The 15,030-nt window shown below is 67.8% G+C and carries 11 protein-coding genes, 3 tRNA genes and 1 pseudogene; 6 read left to right on the top strand and 9 right to left on the bottom strand.

All coding sequences use genetic code 11. The features are described 5' to 3' along the window. Positions 1-20: 20 nt before the first annotated feature. From AB0D53_RS14070 to AB0D53_RS14055, 4 genes are all read right to left on the bottom strand, one after another. Positions 21-1,952 carry an ABC transporter ATP-binding protein gene (locus AB0D53_RS14070; protein WP_362444942.1) on the bottom strand — a complete coding sequence of 644 codons (1,932 nt, stop codon included), beginning with the start codon at positions 1,950-1,952 and terminating at the stop codon, positions 21-23. Beyond that, a complete protein-coding gene (locus AB0D53_RS14065) occupies positions 1,952-3,685 on the bottom strand; it encodes an ABC transporter ATP-binding protein (protein ID WP_362444939.1) in 1,734 nt (577 codons plus the stop codon). The genes AB0D53_RS14070 and AB0D53_RS14065 overlap by 1 nt, the downstream gene beginning before the upstream one ends. A gap of 168 nt (positions 3,686-3,853) precedes the next feature. Next, positions 3,854-5,299 carry an FGGY family carbohydrate kinase gene (locus tag AB0D53_RS14060; RefSeq protein ID WP_362444935.1) on the bottom strand — a complete coding sequence of 482 codons (1,446 nt, stop codon included), beginning with the start codon at positions 5,297-5,299 and terminating at the stop codon, positions 3,854-3,856. A 233-nt stretch (positions 5,300-5,532) separates the two neighbouring features. After that, a complete protein-coding gene (locus tag AB0D53_RS14055; RefSeq protein WP_362444932.1) occupies positions 5,533-5,832 on the bottom strand; it encodes a YtxH domain-containing protein in 300 nt (99 codons plus the stop codon). Between the two features lie 194 nt (positions 5,833-6,026). On the opposite strand from AB0D53_RS14055, the gene AB0D53_RS14050 reads away from it, so the two are divergent. The 4 genes from AB0D53_RS14050 to AB0D53_RS14035 all read left to right on the top strand — a co-directional run bounded on the left by AB0D53_RS14050 (position 6,027) and on the right by AB0D53_RS14035 (position 7,684). After that, a tRNA-Asn gene (locus tag AB0D53_RS14050) sits at positions 6,027-6,099 on the top strand. A gap of 5 nt (positions 6,100-6,104) precedes the next feature. Beyond that, positions 6,105-6,177: transfer RNA gene (locus AB0D53_RS14045), tRNA-Asn, on the top strand. A 233-nt stretch (positions 6,178-6,410) separates the two neighbouring features. Beyond that, positions 6,411-6,484: transfer RNA gene (locus AB0D53_RS14040), tRNA-Ile, on the top strand. Positions 6,485-6,856: 372 nt separating this feature from the next. Further along, entirely contained in the window at positions 6,857-7,684 is an 828-nt protein-coding gene (locus AB0D53_RS14035) for a glycoside hydrolase domain-containing protein (RefSeq protein ID WP_362444929.1), read from the top strand. Positions 7,685-7,711: 27 nt separating this feature from the next. On the opposite strand, the gene AB0D53_RS14030 is transcribed toward AB0D53_RS14035, so the two are convergent. Both AB0D53_RS14030 and sbnA read right to left on the bottom strand, forming a co-directional pair. Then, a complete protein-coding gene (locus AB0D53_RS14030; protein ID WP_362444927.1) occupies positions 7,712-8,743 on the bottom strand; it encodes a TauD/TfdA family dioxygenase in 1,032 nt (343 codons plus the stop codon). An 87-nt stretch (positions 8,744-8,830) separates the two neighbouring features. Then, entirely contained in the window at positions 8,831-9,787 is a 957-nt protein-coding gene (gene sbnA / locus AB0D53_RS14025; RefSeq protein WP_362444924.1) for a 2,3-diaminopropionate biosynthesis protein SbnA, read from the bottom strand. Between the two features lie 850 nt (positions 9,788-10,637). Here sbnA and AB0D53_RS14020 point away from each other — a divergent pair. Together AB0D53_RS14020 and AB0D53_RS14015 are read left to right on the top strand one after the other, a co-directional pair. Then, positions 10,638-10,889, top strand: a pseudogene (locus AB0D53_RS14020) (winged helix-turn-helix domain-containing protein); the annotation flags it as partial. A 6-nt stretch (positions 10,890-10,895) separates the two neighbouring features. Further along, positions 10,896-11,480, top strand: a complete 585-nt coding sequence (locus tag AB0D53_RS14015) for an AfsR/SARP family transcriptional regulator (RefSeq protein ID WP_362445620.1) — start codon at positions 10,896-10,898, stop codon at positions 11,478-11,480. Here the strand turns inward: AB0D53_RS14015 and sbnB are convergent. From sbnB to AB0D53_RS14000, 3 genes are read right to left on the bottom strand one after another with little or no spacing between them, the layout of a single operon-like run. Continuing rightward, positions 11,471-12,511: a 2,3-diaminopropionate biosynthesis protein SbnB gene (gene sbnB / locus AB0D53_RS14010; RefSeq protein ID WP_362444921.1), complete on the bottom strand. Its 1,041-nt coding sequence runs from the start codon at positions 12,509-12,511 to the stop codon at positions 11,471-11,473. The genes AB0D53_RS14015 and sbnB overlap by 10 nt on opposite strands. A gap of 51 nt (positions 12,512-12,562) precedes the next feature. Next, entirely contained in the window at positions 12,563-13,906 is a 1,344-nt protein-coding gene (locus AB0D53_RS14005) for a cation:proton antiporter (protein ID WP_362444918.1), read from the bottom strand. Between the two features lie 16 nt (positions 13,907-13,922). Next, positions 13,923-14,867, bottom strand: coding sequence for a TauD/TfdA family dioxygenase (locus tag AB0D53_RS14000; protein WP_362444915.1), 945 nt, complete (start codon positions 14,865-14,867; stop codon positions 13,923-13,925). Positions 14,868-15,030: the final 163 nt, after the last annotated feature.

The raw sequence follows: 15,030 nt of genomic DNA, 5'->3' as shown, positions 1-15,030 counted from the left end.
CACGATCCCGACGGGAGGTCCTAGTCGACCTCGGCGACCGCCTGCGCGAACTGCGCCGAATACAGCCGGGAGTAGGTGCCCTCGGCGGCCAACAGCTCCTCGTGCGTGCCCTGTTCGACGATCGAGCCGTTCTCCATCACCAGGATCACGTCGGCGTCCCGGATGGTGGAGAGCCGGTGCGCGATCACGAAGCTCGTACGGCCGTGGGCCAGCCGCGCCATCGCCTTCTGGATCAGCACCTCCGTACGGGTGTCGACGGAGCTGGTCGCCTCGTCGAGCACCAGGATCACCGGGTCGGAGAGGAACGCCCGCGCGATGGTGATCAGCTGCTTCTCGCCCGCGCTGACGCCGGTGCCCTCGTCGTCGATCACCGTGTCGTAGCCGTCCGGCAGGGTACGGATGAACCGGTCGGCGTGGGCCGCCCTCGCGGCCTCCTCGATCTCCTCGCGGGTGACCTCGCGCGAAGCGCCGTACGCGATGTTCTCCGCGATCGAACCGCCGAACAGCCAGGTGTCCTGGAGGACCATGCCGATGCCCTGCCGCAGCTCGTCGCGCGACATCTTCGTCACGTCGACCCCGTCCAGCGTGATCCGGCCGCCCGTCACCTCGTAGAACCGCATCAGCAGATTGACGAGCGTGGTCTTGCCGGCGCCCGTCGGGCCGACGATCGCGACCGTGTGACCGGGTTCGACGTTCAGCGACAGATCCTCGATGAGCGGCTTCTCCGGGTCGTAGCGGAACGACACCTTCTCCAGCGCGACGCTGCCCCGCAGCTCCTCGGGACGCTCGCGCTCGCCGGGCGCCGGGTCGGTGCCCTGCTCCTCGGCGTCCAGCAGCTCGAAGATCCGCTCGGCCGAGGCGACGCCCGACTGCACCAGGTTCGCCATCGAGGCGACCTGCGTCAGCGGCATCGAGAACTGCCGCGAGTACTGGATGAACGCCTGTACGTCACCGATCGACAGCGTCCCCGAAGCGACCCGCAGGCCACCCACGACGGCGATCAGCACATAGTTCAGGTTGGAGACGAACATCATCAGCGGCTGCATGATCCCGCTGTTGAACTGGGCCTTGAAACCGGCCTCGTACAGCGCCTCGTTCTGCTCGGCGAAGTCCTTCGCGGACTCCTCCTGCCGGCCGAAGACCTTCACCAGGGTGTGCCCGGTGTACATCTCCTCGATGTGGGCGTTGAGCTTGCCCGTCACCTTCCACTGCTGCACGAACTGCGGCTGCGAGCGCTTGCCGACCTTCGTGGCCACGACCACCGAGAGCGGCACCGTCACCAGTGCGACCAGCGCCAGCAGCGGCGAGACCCAGAACATCATGATCAGCACGCCGACGATGGTGAGCAGGGAGTTGATGAGCTGGCCCATCGTCTGCTGCATCGTCTGCGAGATGTTGTCGATGTCGTTCGTCGCGCGGCTGAGCACCTCGCCGCGCTTGGCCCGGTCGAAGTACGACAGCGGCAGCCGGGACAGCTTCGTCTGGATGTCCTCGCGCAGCTGGAAGATGACCCGGTTGATGACCCGGATCGACAGCCGGGTCGCCACCAGCATCAGCAGACCGGCGCCGACATAGACCGCCAGCGCCACCAGCAGTACGTCGCCCACCGCACCGAAGTCGATGCCGTGACCGGGGACGAAGTCCACCCCGGAGAGCATGTCGGCCAGGCCGCTGTTGCTCTTGCGCAGGCCCTCGACGGCCTGTTCCTTGGTCGTCCCGTCGGGCATCTGCCGGCCGACCACCCCGGCGAAGACCAGGTCGGTCGCCCGGCCGAGGATCTTCGGCCCGATCACCGACAGCGCGACACTGAGCACAGAGGCCACCAGCATCACGTACAGCGGGGTCCTCTCCGTAGCGAAGCGCTTCAGCAGCCGCTTCGAGGACCCCTTGAAGTCCATCGACCGGTCGGTCGGCGCCCCGCCCGCCATCATGCGTCCGCCAGGCCCGGCCATTACGCGGCCTCCGCTTCCGTCAGCTGGGAGAGCACGATCTCCCGGTACGTTTCATTGCCGTCCATCAGCTCGTGATGGGTACCGGAGCCGACGACCCGGCCCTCGTCCAGCACCAGGATCCGGTCCGCCTCGCGGATGGTGGAGACCCGCTGCGCCACGATCACCACGGTCGCCTCGGCCGTCTCCTGGGTGAGGGCACCGCGCAGCGCGGCGTCGGTGGCGTAGTCGAGCGCGGAGAACGAGTCGTCGAAGAGATAGATCTCCGGCCGCTGCACCAGCGTCCTGGCGATGGCCAGCCGCTGCCGCTGCCCGCCCGAGACATTGGTGCCGCCCTGCGCGATCGGCGCGTCCAGACCGTGCTCCAGCGCCGTGACGAACTCCTTGGCCTGCGCGACCTCCAGCGCGTGCCACAGCTCCTCGTCGGTCGCGTCCGGGTTCCCGTACCGCAGGTTCGTCGCGACCGTCCCGGAGAACAGATACGGCTTCTGCGGCACCAGGCTCACGGTCTTCGCCAGCAGCGCCGGCTCCAGCGTCCGCACATCCGTCCCGTCGACCAGCACCTGGCCGTCCGTCACGTCGAACAGCCGCGGTACGAGACCGAGCAGCGTCGACTTCCCGCTGCCCGTCGAACCGATGATCGCGGTGGTCTCGCCGGCGCGGGCCACCAGGTCCACCGACCGCAGCACCGGCTCCTCGGCGCCCGGGTAGCGGAAGTCCGCGCCACGCACCTCCAGATGGCCGCGGGCGAGCAGCTTGCGGACCGGCTTGACGGGCGGGACCACGCTGGACTCGGTCTCCAGGACCTCCTGGATGCGCTCGGCACAGACCTCGGCGCGCGGCACCATCATGAACATGAAGGTGGCCATCATCACCGACATGACGATCTGCATCAGATAGGCGAGGAAGGCGGTCAGCGCGCCGATCTCCATGCCGCCGCTGTCGATGCGGTGGGCACCGAACCAGAGCACGGCGATCGACGAGACGTTCACGACCGTCATGACGGTGGGGAACATCAGCGCCATCAGCCGGCCCGTGGACAGCGCCACGTCCGTCAGCTCGGTGTTGGAGCCGCGGAAGCGCTGCTCCTCGTAGCCGTCACGGACGAAGGCGCGGATGACGCGGTTGCCGGTGATCTGTTCGCGCAGCACCCGGTTCACCGCGTCGAGCCGCTCCTGCATGGTGCGGAAGAGCGGGCGCATCCGCTTCACGATCAGACTCACCGCGATGCCGAGCACCGGCACCACCGCGAGCAGCACCGCCGACAGCGGGACGTCCTGGCCGAGCGCCATGATGATGCCGCCGACACACATGATCGGGGCCGACACCATCAGGGTGAACGTCATCAGCACCAGCATCTGGACCTGCTGGACGTCGTTGGTCGTACGGGTGATCAGTGAGGGTGCCCCGAACCGCCCGAGCTCACGCGCCGAGAAGGACTGCACCTGGTCGAAGACCGAGGCCCGGATGTCACGGCCGATCGCGGACGCGGTACGGGCGCCGAAGTAGACGGCCCCCGTGTTGCAGACCACCTGGCCGATGCTGACGGCGATCATGATGCCGCCGAATTCGAGGATGTAGCCGGTGTCCCCCTCGACGACACCGTTGTCGATGATGTCGGCGTTCAGGGTGGGCAGGTAGAGGCTGGCGCAGGTCTGCAGCAGTTGGAGGAGGACCAGCAGCAGAATGGGCTTTCTGTACGGACCGAGATAGGCCCGCAGGAGTTTTATGAGCACGCGTGTCTCTCGGAGTCGGCAGAGGGCGGGAGTCGATCCATTTTCCGGCACCGGTGGCAGTGACTGCGAGCGATTTTACTCAAGACCAGGTCAAAAAACAGACCGAGTACACAAGTGGAGGGGCTCACCTCCACCGGTGTACCCGGCCGTGTCGCACAGGTGGGCGGCTCAGCCCGCGGGGTCGAACGCTCCGGGGTGGATCTGGTCCCGCGTCGCCACGTACTGCTGGCGCACCGCCTGCCCGGCCGCCAGCTCCTCGCCCGGCTCCAGCACCTGCGCCGCGGCGCCCTGCCAGGCCGGGGGAGCGAGTGGATCGGCCGTCCCCTGCGAGACCCCCAGCGCCCAGGCCGCCTGCCGGGCCGCGCCCAGCGCCGCGTACTCGGCGGGCTGCGGCACGACCACCTGCGTACCGAACAGTGCCGGGGCCAGCCCCCGCACGGCGGGCAGCTCGGCCGCCGCCCCCAGCAGGAACACCCGCCGCACCTCGACGCCCCGGCCGCGCAGCACGTCGAGCGCGTCGGCCAGTGAGCACAGCATGCCCTCGAACGCCGCCCGCGCCAGGTGTTCCGGCTTCATCGACTCGCGCCGCAGCCCGCACAGCGTCCCCGCGGCGTGCGGCAGCCGAGGCGTCCGCTCGCCCTCCAGGTACGGCAGGAGCACCAGCCCGGAGGCGCCCGGCGTGGACTTCAGCGCCAGCGCGGAGAGCTCTTCGAGGCCCTCCACACCGAGCATCTCGGCGGTGCCGCGCAGCGCCCGTACCGCGTTGGAGGTGTGCACCACCGGCAGGTGCTTCCCGGTGGCGTCCGCGAACGAAGTGATCATCCCGGCCGGATCGGACAGCGCCTCGTGATGCACCGCCATGACCGAGCCCGACGCCCCCAGCGACACCACCGCGTCGCCCACCCCGACCCCGAGCCCGAACGCCGCCGCCATCGTCTCGCCGGTCCCGGCGGAGATCAGCAGCCCCTCGGGCGTCGTCCCGGCCGCGTCGGCGGGGCCGAGCACCTCGGGGAGCGCGGCCTGGTGGCCGAGCGCCAGCTCCACCAGATCGGGCCGGTAGGAACCGGTGTCCGCCGACCAGTAGCCGGTGCCGGACGCGGCGCCCCGGTCGGTGGTCCGCCGGGCCGGACGCCCCAGCAGCTGCCACACCAGCCAGTCGTGCGGCTGGAGCACCGCGGCCACCCGCTGGGCCGCCTCCGGCTCGTTGCGCGCCAGCCAGCGCAGCTTCGACACCGGCTGCGCGGCCTGCGGCACCGTCCCGACCGCCTCGGCCCAGGCCTGCCGCCCGCCGAGCGCGTCGATCAGATCGGCTGCGGCGGCCTGCGCCCGCTTGTCGTTGCCGAGCAGCGCCGGGCGGACCGGATTGCCCTGGTGGTCCAGCGGCACCAGACCGTGCTGCTGGGCGGAGACGCCGATGGCCTGCACCCCTTCGAGCAGCCCGCCGGTGGCGGCCTCGCCGAGCGAGAGCAGCCACGCCTGCGGGTCGACCTCGGTGGCCTTCGCCTCGACGGGGTGCGCGGCGAACCCCCGGCGCAGCACGGCGCCGGTGTCCGTATCGCAGACGACGATGTGTGTGAAGGCGGAAGAACTGTCCAAGCCGGCGACTATCCCCATGTACAAGATTCTGCCGCACCGCCGGGGCTTTTCCGTACCGGTGGCGCGGCAGTGGCGGGGGCGGGCCCGCTAAGGGCTGTCCCGTAGTCCCTGGCGGGCGTGCGACGACAGCCACGGCACCTCGCCGCGTTGTCGGAACGCCCGAATACGTCCAGTATTCGGGCGCCCCTCCGCCTTGCGATGCACCGCGTCCGACGCCGCACGCCGATCCACCAGGGATTACGGGACAGCCCTCAGGTGTTGCTGGTGCCCCAGTCGTCCTCGCCGTTCCGGCCGCGGTCCCGCAGCGAGCGCACCCGGCCGGCCACCGAGGCGGGGACCTTGTCGCCGACCTTCTCGCTCACCGCGTGGTACGCCTTGCCGGCCAGGTCGCGGCCGCTCTGCGCCGCGGACTCGGCGGTGTTGCGCACCGCCGGATTCTGGGCGAACTGGCGTGCGGACTTCTTCATCTGCTCGTAGCGCTCGCGCCCGGCCCTCGTTCCGATCACGTATCCGAGGGCCAGTCCGGCGATGAACGTGAGCCGGTACCGCATGGCTGCCACCCTTCCTTGACTCACTGTGAAGCTCAGTGCGACGTGTGCTGCCCGCCTACCCGCGGGCACCGGAGATCACCCCGGGGGATACCGATTGGCAAAGCACCCCCCTGCTTGCGCTAATGTATGTGTCGCAGCGAACGCGCGCCGCCCGGCAGCAGCCAGGCAGGTAGGGTTCGGTGCATACGCAGCAATCCCCTGTAGCTCAATTGGCAGAGCAGCCGGCTGTTAACCGGCAGGTTACTGGTTCGAGTCCAGTCGGGGGAGCGCGATCCCCTGTAGCTCAATTGGCAGAGCATTCGGCTGTTAACCGGAGGGTTACTGGTTCGAGTCCAGTCGGGGGAGCGGAACGGAAGAGGACCCCACGGGGTCCTCTTTCGCATGCCCGGCGGCGGTCGTCACCGTGGTGCGCGCGGGATGCGTGTGACTCTTTCGCATGTACTTCGCCCCACACGGAACCGGACGGCCGACGGCGAGGTCTTCATGGTCATGCGAAGCCGACCATCCGGAGCGAGAGATCGTATGACCGGCTATGCTGCGGCAGACGGCGCGCACACTTGTACGCGCCACGCCGAAAAGGGGCGGTAGCTCAGCCGGTTAGAGCAGCGGACTCATAATCCGTCGGCCGTGGGTTCGAGTCCCACCCGCCCCACCGAGCAACCCCAGGCAGAATCGTTTTGGCCTGGGGAAACACGTGCCTGTGGGGGCCTTTCGCGTGCAGTGGACGCCTCACAGCCGTGCGGCGACCGGCCGGATCCGCCGATGCCGTCCGCGTGCTGCCGGAGCAACGGCCCACGCTTCGGGCCGCACCCCGCACGACAGGGACTGCCCTGCGTCCGTCCCGGTCATGTCATCCGCGTCGGTTATTGTGCGATGGGCTTCGGCCTTCCGGGGCGCAGCTGCCGCGCCGGTGCATGCGCGCGCCGCACCCGTGTCGAGGCAGGGCCCTGTCGCAGGTCCCTGACGGTCGCCGTTGGCGGGTGCGCCGGACGCGGCCGTGAGCCGCAACTGAATGGGGTGGGGAATGTCCAGACACAGGCTGTCCAAGAAGGGCCGTTACATCGCGTGGGCGACCGCGGGTGTCGTCGGGGTCGCGGGTGCCGGGTTTGCGGCGCAGACGTCCATGGCAGCCACCGCCTGGCCCGCACAGAAGACCTACACGGGCCGGGCGTTCGACACCTGTACCGCACCCTCGCTCACCGCGATGAAGGCCTGGCACACGGGGTTCTACGGCGCCGCCGCCGTCTACATCGGCGGGAAGAACCGTGGCTGCGCCCAGCCCAACCTGACCAAGTCCTGGGTGAAGTCGGTCGGCACCACCGGCTGGAAGCTCATCCCGCTCTACGTCGGCGCGCAGCCGCCCTGTCAGAAGAGCGCGAACCCCGAGAAGTTCACCTCCGCCACGGCCGCCTCCGTCGGCGCGAGCAACGCCAAGGACGCGGTGGCCAAGGCATCGGCCCTCGGGATGAAGGCCGGCAGCCCCATCTACCTGGACATGGAGCCGTACGACATCGCCGACAAGGCGTGCAACGACGCCGTCCTGACGTATGTGCGCTCCTTCACCAAGACGCTGCGCAATGCCACGTACCGTGGAGGCTTCTACGGTTTCAGCAGTTCCAGCGCCAAGGCCATCGCCACCGCCACGAACAGGACGGATCTGCCGGGCAACCTCTGGTACGCGCTGTGGGACAAGAAGAACACGACCACCGCGGACTGGCCGTGGAAGCCGGACCAGTACACCGACCACAGCCGCGGCCACCAGTACATGGTCAACAGCAAGGAGACCCGCGGCGGTCACACCATCACCGTCGACCGCAACGCGTGGGACGCCCCGGTCGCGATCATCGGCTGAGGGGGAGGCGCGGTGGGCCGGGCCGGCTCAGGTGAGCGGGCCCGGAGCGGGTGACACGGTCGGTGAGGAGTCGCGCAAGGCCACCGGTTCGCCCATCGCGACGAGGATCCGGCGGCTGCCGCGATAGGCGTCGCGCCCGTGCGCGGACAGGATGTTGTCGACCAGCATGAGGTCACCCGGCTGCCAGCTCTCCCGCCGGGTGGCGGAGTCGTAGGCCTCGTTGAGGGCGTCCACGTCCTGGGCCGTCAGCGCACTGCCGTCGCCGAACGCCGTGTCGAACGGCAGCCCGTCCGTTCCGAAGGTCATCTCCATGACGTCCCGGATGTCCTTGTCCAGGGACCAACGGCTCCAGAAGGCCGCGTGATTGAACCACACCTCCTCATGGGTCCGCGGATGGCGGACGAGCGCAGAGCGCCTCTGGACGGTGCGCAGCCCGGCCTCCCCCTGCCAGGAGTGGCCGATGAGATTGCGTTCGCAGTACTCGGCCACATCCTCGCGTTCGTCGGTCGAGAAGGCGGTCTGCCACGGCAGTCCCGCGTGGGCGTGGTAGTTGCGGTTCAGTAGCCAACCGGTGGCGCGGAAGCGTTCCACGAGGTCGGAGGGGAGAGCCTTCAGTACCTGACGGACGTCGGCGACCGTGGTCGCGCCGCCCGTGTCGGGGGCGTCGAGGCAGCAGAAGAGCAGCAGTCCGGGGAAGTCCAGGGTGTAACTGTTCTCGTTGTGCTGGCGGATCGGCTGCATGGGAGGGAGGTCCGTCGACGAGTAGACGTCGGCGCCGAAGTCGCTGCGGGGGGTGGCCTTTTCCCTGTATGCGGCTCGCTGCCGCACCAGGACGTCGCGCAGGTCGGCGAAGTGCTCCTGCCGCTCGATGGGAAGGCCCCGGATCAGAATGTGTCCGTGGCGCAGGAGTTCGGTGCGGATGGCCTCGGTGTGCTCCACGGCCCAGGCTCGTGCGGAGGCCTGGCCGGCCAGCCGCGGTGTCCGGAGGACCGGCGGCTTGCCGGGCAGGCACTGTACGGGGAGGCCGGTCGGCTGAGGAAGGGCGGTTTCCGGGGTCATCCGGGACGTCTCCGATCCTGGTTCGGGGTAAACAGGTGGGTACACGGCCGGGCGGGCTTCGAACGGCCTCGTCTACGTGCTCCGGTCCTACAGCGACTGCGGGCCGTACGACTGCGCCAGCCACTCGTCGTTGTAGATCGTCTCCAGGTAGTTCGTTCCGAAATCCGGCGAGATGGCAACCGCGGTGACGTCGTCGCTCACCCCGTTCGCCTTCATCCAGGCGAGTGCGCCGCCGACCACGGTTCCGGTCGAGCCGCCGAAGAGGAAGCCGTGTCGCACGAGCTGGTGGCACATCCTGACCGTCTCGGCCTCGGAGACGTGTACGACGTCGTCCACGCAGGACATGTCGAGAATTCCCGGCCGCACCCCGGAGCCGAGACCGGGGATCAGCCGCCGGCCCGAGGATCCGCCGAACGTCACCGAACCGACGGCGTCGACGGCCACGATGGTGACCGACGGCTGGTTCGCGCGGAAATAGTGGGCGCATCCCATCAGGGTCCCGGTCGTTCCCGCTCCGACGAACAACAGGTCGAGAAGGGGGAACGCCTTGGCGATCTCGGCCCCCGTGGTCCGGTAGTGGCCCATCCAGTTGCCGTCGTTGGCGTATTGGTTGAGCCACAGGTATCCGGGGTTCGCCGCGCACAGTTGTCGTACGTACGACAACCGGGCGGCAAGGAATCCGTTCTCCAGGTCCGGCTCGGTGATGACATGCACCTCGCTGCCGAAGGCCTCCATCAGCCGTCGGGCGGCGAGTGTGCAGCGAATGTCGGTGACACAGATGAATCGGTAGCCGCGACTGGCCGCCACGATGCTCAGCGCGACGCCCATATTGCCCGATGAGGATTCGATCAGCGTCGCACCCGGGAACAGCTCCCCGTCACGCTCCTTCGCCTCCACCATTTCGGTGGCAGCCTTCAGCTTGACGGAGCCGGCGAAGTTGAAGCCCTCGCACTTCAGGAGGAGCGGGTACCCCGTGCTCGGGCGCAGGTCGACGTAGAGATCCTCGACATTGAAATCTGTGGGATTCGAGATGATAGCCGTCACGTAATGCAACCCATCCTCGTCAAGAAGCTCCAGCCGGCCCGCTCGTCAATGTTCGCAATTGGTTCGATATTTGAGCTATACGAGATATACGGGCGACCGCGGGTCAGGCTCGGGAGAGTCGTCCGGGCACACAGGGAAAAGGCGGTTCTATCAGACTTCGCAGTCCTCCGGCAGGTACTGGGGAGGGCTGCCGGGGCGATGGATGTGTCATCCGGTGGCTTCCGTGGTGCACTGGATCCGGAGCCTGGCATTCAAATCTGCCAACTTTCTGTTGCACGTTCCTGCCTTGATTTCTTTGCAGGTCATTGAGCAGCGGTGATGCATTGTGCGAGGGTTAATATCGCCATGATTCAGGCATGCCGTAACGACTTGGCCAAATGCATGATCAAAGTGATTCCATCCTGCGTGACCTGGCCGAATATGTGGTCCGAATGCGTGTCGGGCGACCGGTACTTCGCAATTAAATGACTGTTGACTCCTGTCCCTGGGCACACATACAGTCGCTGAGGCGGCGATGAATCGATCACCAGACCGTGTGCTTTTCGGCTCGCGGGCAGGGGACGGGGGCGGGACCGATGCTTCTCTTGCCAGTTCGGCTACTTCACCGGTCGATCTGGGGTTGTTGCGGAAAATGACCGCCTACCCGCCGGCCGCCCCGGACGCCCGCCTTGTGGCGCGGCGTCCGCTCCCGTGATTCTGTGTCCCGTATCGGCCCCGCGCTCATTGTCGCGGTGCAGTGTGCAACTGAAAGCGCGCTGCCCTGTCGAGAGTTCTCCCTATTCCAGAACACGTTACAACGTTGCCTCGTGTGCCATCTGTCCCTGATGTGACCAAGGAGGAGTTCAAGTTGATGGAATTCAGGATTCTCGGCCCGGTCGGAGCATGGGTGGATGGTGAAGAGATTCCGCTCAACGGGACGAAGCAGCGCACCATGCTAGCCGCTTTATTATTGGCCGGTGAACGTGTACTCCCCGACTATCGCTTGGGTGAGGCTCTCTGGGGGAAACGGCCTCCAGGTACTTACCAGGCGCAGATATACACATACGCCTCGCGCCTGCGGCGGCATCTGGAAAATCATGTCGAGATAATGCGCAGAGGATCGGGCTACATGCTGCGGATCACCTCCGGGTGCTTCGACTACGGCGACTTCACCACGCTTTCCCACTCCGGCCGGGCCGCGCTGCGGGAAGGGAGACACGGGCGGGCCGCGGAGTTGCTGCGGGCCGCACTCGGTCTCTGGCGGGGGCCCACCCTGACCGATGTGACCGAGCATCTCGGCGACACCGAGAGGCCGAGCATCGAGGAGGCCTACATGGAGACGCTGGAGAGCCGCATCTCCGCGAACCTGGCGCTCGGCCGGCACGCGCAGCTCACCTCGGAGCTGGTCGGTCTGGTGCACGCCCATCCGCTGCGGGAGCGGCTGCGGGCGCAGCTCATGCTGGCGTTGTACGCCGGTGACCGGCAGGCCGATGCCTTCACGGTCTTCCACGAGGGCAGACAGTTGCTGGACGAAGAACTCGGGGTGGATCCCGGCCCGGCGCTCCGCCGGACGTACCAGGCGATCCTCACCGGCAGCGTCGGCGACCTGGAACGTGAGGTGCTGCTCGGCCCGGCGGAGGCCCACCCGGCCGGCGAGGACTTCCCGTGGCATCGCGAGTCGCTGCTCGCGGTGAACGGCGCCGGTCATCCGTAACGCTTCAGCTCGGTGAAGAAATCGGCGACGGTATGCAGGGAGCGGTTCATGGATACCTGGTTGTAGATGTGGTTGGCCACAGCCAGGTCCAGCACTCCGAGGCCGAACGGGGAGAAGACGACCGGCCGGTCCGGCGGGCAGACCACTTGCCGGGTCAGTACGTCGTACAGGGTGCCGGCCACGAACGCGCGATTGCCGACCAGCTGCTCGGTCAGGTGCAGCGAGGTGTTGGCCTTCATGCAGTGCTCGATGTCGTCGGTGACATTGTGCGACGCCAGCAGGATCTCCGGTGACAGATCGCGCAACGAAATATGCAGGACCAGGGGATTGTGGGTGAACCATTCGGGATCGGTCACATGCGGCTGGGCCGCAGTGGTGGCGAAGACGATCAGATCGGATGACCTGACCAGTTCTTCCGCCGTCCCATGGACCGTGATCCGTCCGTCCTCGGTCCGTGCGAGATAGCCGCGGAAGGCATCTGCGTGCTCGGCCGAGAGATCGTGGATGCCCAACTCGTCGAAGGAGAAGCCGTTTCCGGCCAGATAGGAGTGGATGAAACGGGCGATGAGCCCGGTGCCGAAGAATCCCACCCGGGTCGGACGTCCGCCCCGCTGTTTGCTGAGCTCGACCGCGGCCAGTGCCGCGGACGCCGCGGTGCGCGCCGCGCTGATGACGGAGCTTTCGAGGCAGGCGAACGGATAGCCCGTTCGGGCGTCATTGAGGATCAGGACCGCGGAAGCGCGCGGAATGCCGGCGGCCACGTTCTCGGGGAAACTCGAGATCCACTTGATCCCGTGTACGGCGTCCTCTCCCCGCAGGGAGGCGGGCAGCGCGATGATCCGTGACGAGGGACGGTCCGGGAAGGTGAGGAAGTAGGAGTCGGGATTCACGGTGCGGCCGGTTCCGTGCAAGCGGTAGGCGGCCTCGACGATCCGCGTGACCTCGTCCTCCTTCCCGTTGATCACCTCGTGCACCTGGGCGCCCGGTATCACGCTGAAAGAGGGGGCGAGGGAGGGAGCGGGCTGGTTCATGGCTGCCTTTCCGACAGGTCGGGCCGGTGGGTGGGGATCACGGGACAGCCCTCAGGGCTGTTCCACGGGCCGGAGATCGTCCTTGTGCAGGGTGGACCGGAGGTCGGATCTCCGCAGTTCCTCATCGGCGGTCAGTTCGATCCGGTCCACCGCCCGGCGCAGGATCGGCGGCCCCATCAACGACGTCACCACCGCGATCAGCACGATGACGGTGTACATCGCCGTGCTCAGCACGCCGAGCCGCAGGCCGACCATCGCCACGATCACCTCGACGACACCCCGGGCGTTCATGCCGGCACCGAGCGCTATCGCCTCCCAGCGGTTGAGGCCGCTGGACCAGGCGCCGATGAAGGCCCCCACGAACTTGCCGACGATCGCGATGACCAGCAGGATCACCGCGGTGAGCAGCACGGCCGGATCGGCCAGTGCGGTCAGATCCATCCGCAGGCCGGCCGTCGCGAAGAACAGCGGCGCCAGCACCGCCACGACGAAGGTGCGCAGGGGCGCCAGCCGGGTCAGCACGTCCTTGCCCGCCCCGCGGATCAGGATTCCGGCAACCAGCGCGCCGAAGACGCCCTCGAAACCGATCGCGTGCGTAGCCGCGCTGAACGCGATGACGAGCGTCACGGCCACGCCGAGGGTCACCCCCGGGTCGTCCGACCTGGCGGTCTTCCGCATGGCACGGTGCACGAGCGGGCGGCCGATGAGCGCCGCGCCCGCGAGGAAGAGGAGCAGGAGACCCGCCGACCTGACCAGGCTTCCGGCATTCAGTCCGCTCGTGGCCATCGCGGTGACGACGGAGAGACCGAACCAGCCCAGCACGTCGTCGACCGTTCCCGAGATGAGGATGAGCTGTCCGACGTTGCGGTGCAGCATGCCGAGATCCATCAGGGTCTTGGCGATGACCGGGATGGCGCTCACACACATCGCGATGCCGATGAACAGGGCGAAGACCTTGCGGTCGGAGCCCTCCGCGAGCAGCGAGGCCGGCAGCAGGGATCCCGCGGTGATGCCGAGTCCCAGCGGAATGACGAAGCCGGGCAGGCTGACCCGCACGGCCGTGGTGGCTCTCTTCCGGATCAGTCCGGTGTCCATGTGCAGGCCGGTGATGCCGACCAGCAGCAGGACGCCGAGCTGGCCGACGGCATCCAGCAGATGCGCCTGCGTCGGCACTTCGGGGAAGAGCCATTCGGACACCTGGGGCAGGGTGTGCCCGAGCAGGGACGGTCCGAGGACGATGCCCGTCAGCAGCTCGCCGACGATGGCGGGGAGCGAGCAGCGTGCCGCGAGCCGCCCCAGGAGGGTCGCGACCAGCAGCAGAAGAGCCACCTGGACCAGCAGCATGGCCAGTGGATGCCCGCCCAGGGGCGGCACCGGATCTATCGCGATCACCACGGACTCTCTCCTCGATTCAGTCGGACATGGCCACGAGGACCCGGCGCGGACCGGTGAAGGGCCTGCGGCCGTGACCGACCAGCATGTTGTCGACGAGCAGCACGTCCCCGGTCAGCCAGTCGACGTCCACGGCGGCCTCCAGGCCGCGGTCGCGCACCTGGGTGATGTACTGCGCCGGGATCGGGGAGCCGTCGGCGAAGGTGACCGACTGGGGCAGATCCTTCTCCGGCATGATCCGGTGGAGCGCTGCCGCCGTCTCGTCGCCCAGCCCGGCGGCGTGCCACTGGTCGGCCTGGTTGAACCAGACCTCGGCACCGGTCACCGGATGCCGGGCGGTCGACGGCCGTACCTGGCTCACCCTCAGCCCGCCGTCCCGGGTCCACTCGTGGTCCGCGTCGCTGTCGGCGAGGATCTCCTCGACCACGCTGCGCGAACCGGTCTCGAACGTGTCCTGCCAGCTCTTGCCGAAGCCGTGTCCGCCGTGCAGGTTCTGCGAGTAGCGCACCCCGCCGGCGAAACGCTCGCGCACCTCGGGATCGAGAGCCTCCAGCCAGCGCACCCCGTCCACCAGAGGAGTCGCGCCGCCCGTCCCGGCAGCCCGTTCACAGAAGAAGAGCAGCCGGGCCGGCCACCGGTGGGCGTAGCTCAACTCGTTGTGCATCGAGATGGTGTACTCCGGCGGGTACTCGGTCGACGTGTAGACGTTCTGCCCGACCTTGGTACGGGGCGAGTTGCCGTTGACGTAAGCCAGTCGATTCGGCAGCAGCAGGTCCATCACGGATTCCAGCTCTGCTGTTCCGACATCGAATCCGCGGAATACCAAGGATTTCTCCCGGGTCAGCAGAACGTCCAGATCACCGAGACCGCGCAGATGGCTGATCAGGCCCTCCGGCGTCGCTTCGGCCTTTATGTCGGCCGGCGTGACGACAAGAGGCGCCCAGGCGCTGTAACCGTCCGTCATGGCTTCTCCTAGCGGCAGGACCTTGGTCGGTCCGACCCTGGAGAGCGCGTCTATATTTCTTCGCTACCCGGCCTATCGACCCCTTCCGTACCGGGTCCGGTCGGAACCGGAGGCCGTATAGGCGGTCTATAGCTGCGATACCCAGGGTGGTCTTCACCGTGCA

This window comes from Streptomyces sp. NPDC048295 (genome assembly GCF_040652135.1).
Lineage (GTDB): Bacteria > Actinomycetota > Actinomycetes > Streptomycetales > Streptomycetaceae > Streptomyces.
The sequence above is the reverse complement of the archived record's forward strand: the minus strand, read 5'-3'. Positions and strand labels throughout refer to the sequence as shown.

Bases quoted from the DNA above. Each gene is read 5' to 3' on its own strand.
- AB0D53_RS14030 (WP_362444927.1), bottom strand. From the start codon at position 8,743: ATGACCCCGGAAACCGCCCTTCCTCAGCCGACCGGCCTCCCCGTACAG.
- AB0D53_RS14070 (WP_362444942.1), bottom strand. From the start codon at position 1,952: ATGGCCGGGCCTGGCGGACGCATGATGGCGGGCGGGGCGCCGACCGAC.
- AB0D53_RS14000 (WP_362444915.1), bottom strand. From the start codon at position 14,867: ATGACGGACGGTTACAGCGCCTGGGCGCCTCTTGTCGTCACGCCGGCC.
- AB0D53_RS14035 (WP_362444929.1), top strand. From the start codon at position 6,857: ATGTCCAGACACAGGCTGTCCAAGAAGGGCCGTTACATCGCGTGGGCG.
- AB0D53_RS14055 (WP_362444932.1), bottom strand. From the start codon at position 5,832: ATGCGGTACCGGCTCACGTTCATCGCCGGACTGGCCCTCGGATACGTG.
- sbnB (WP_362444921.1), bottom strand. From the start codon at position 12,511: ATGAACCAGCCCGCTCCCTCCCTCGCCCCCTCTTTCAGCGTGATACCG.
- AB0D53_RS14060 (WP_362444935.1), bottom strand. From the start codon at position 5,299: ATGGGGATAGTCGCCGGCTTGGACAGTTCTTCCGCCTTCACACACATC.
- AB0D53_RS14015 (WP_362445620.1), top strand. From the start codon at position 10,896: ATGCTGCGGATCACCTCCGGGTGCTTCGACTACGGCGACTTCACCACG.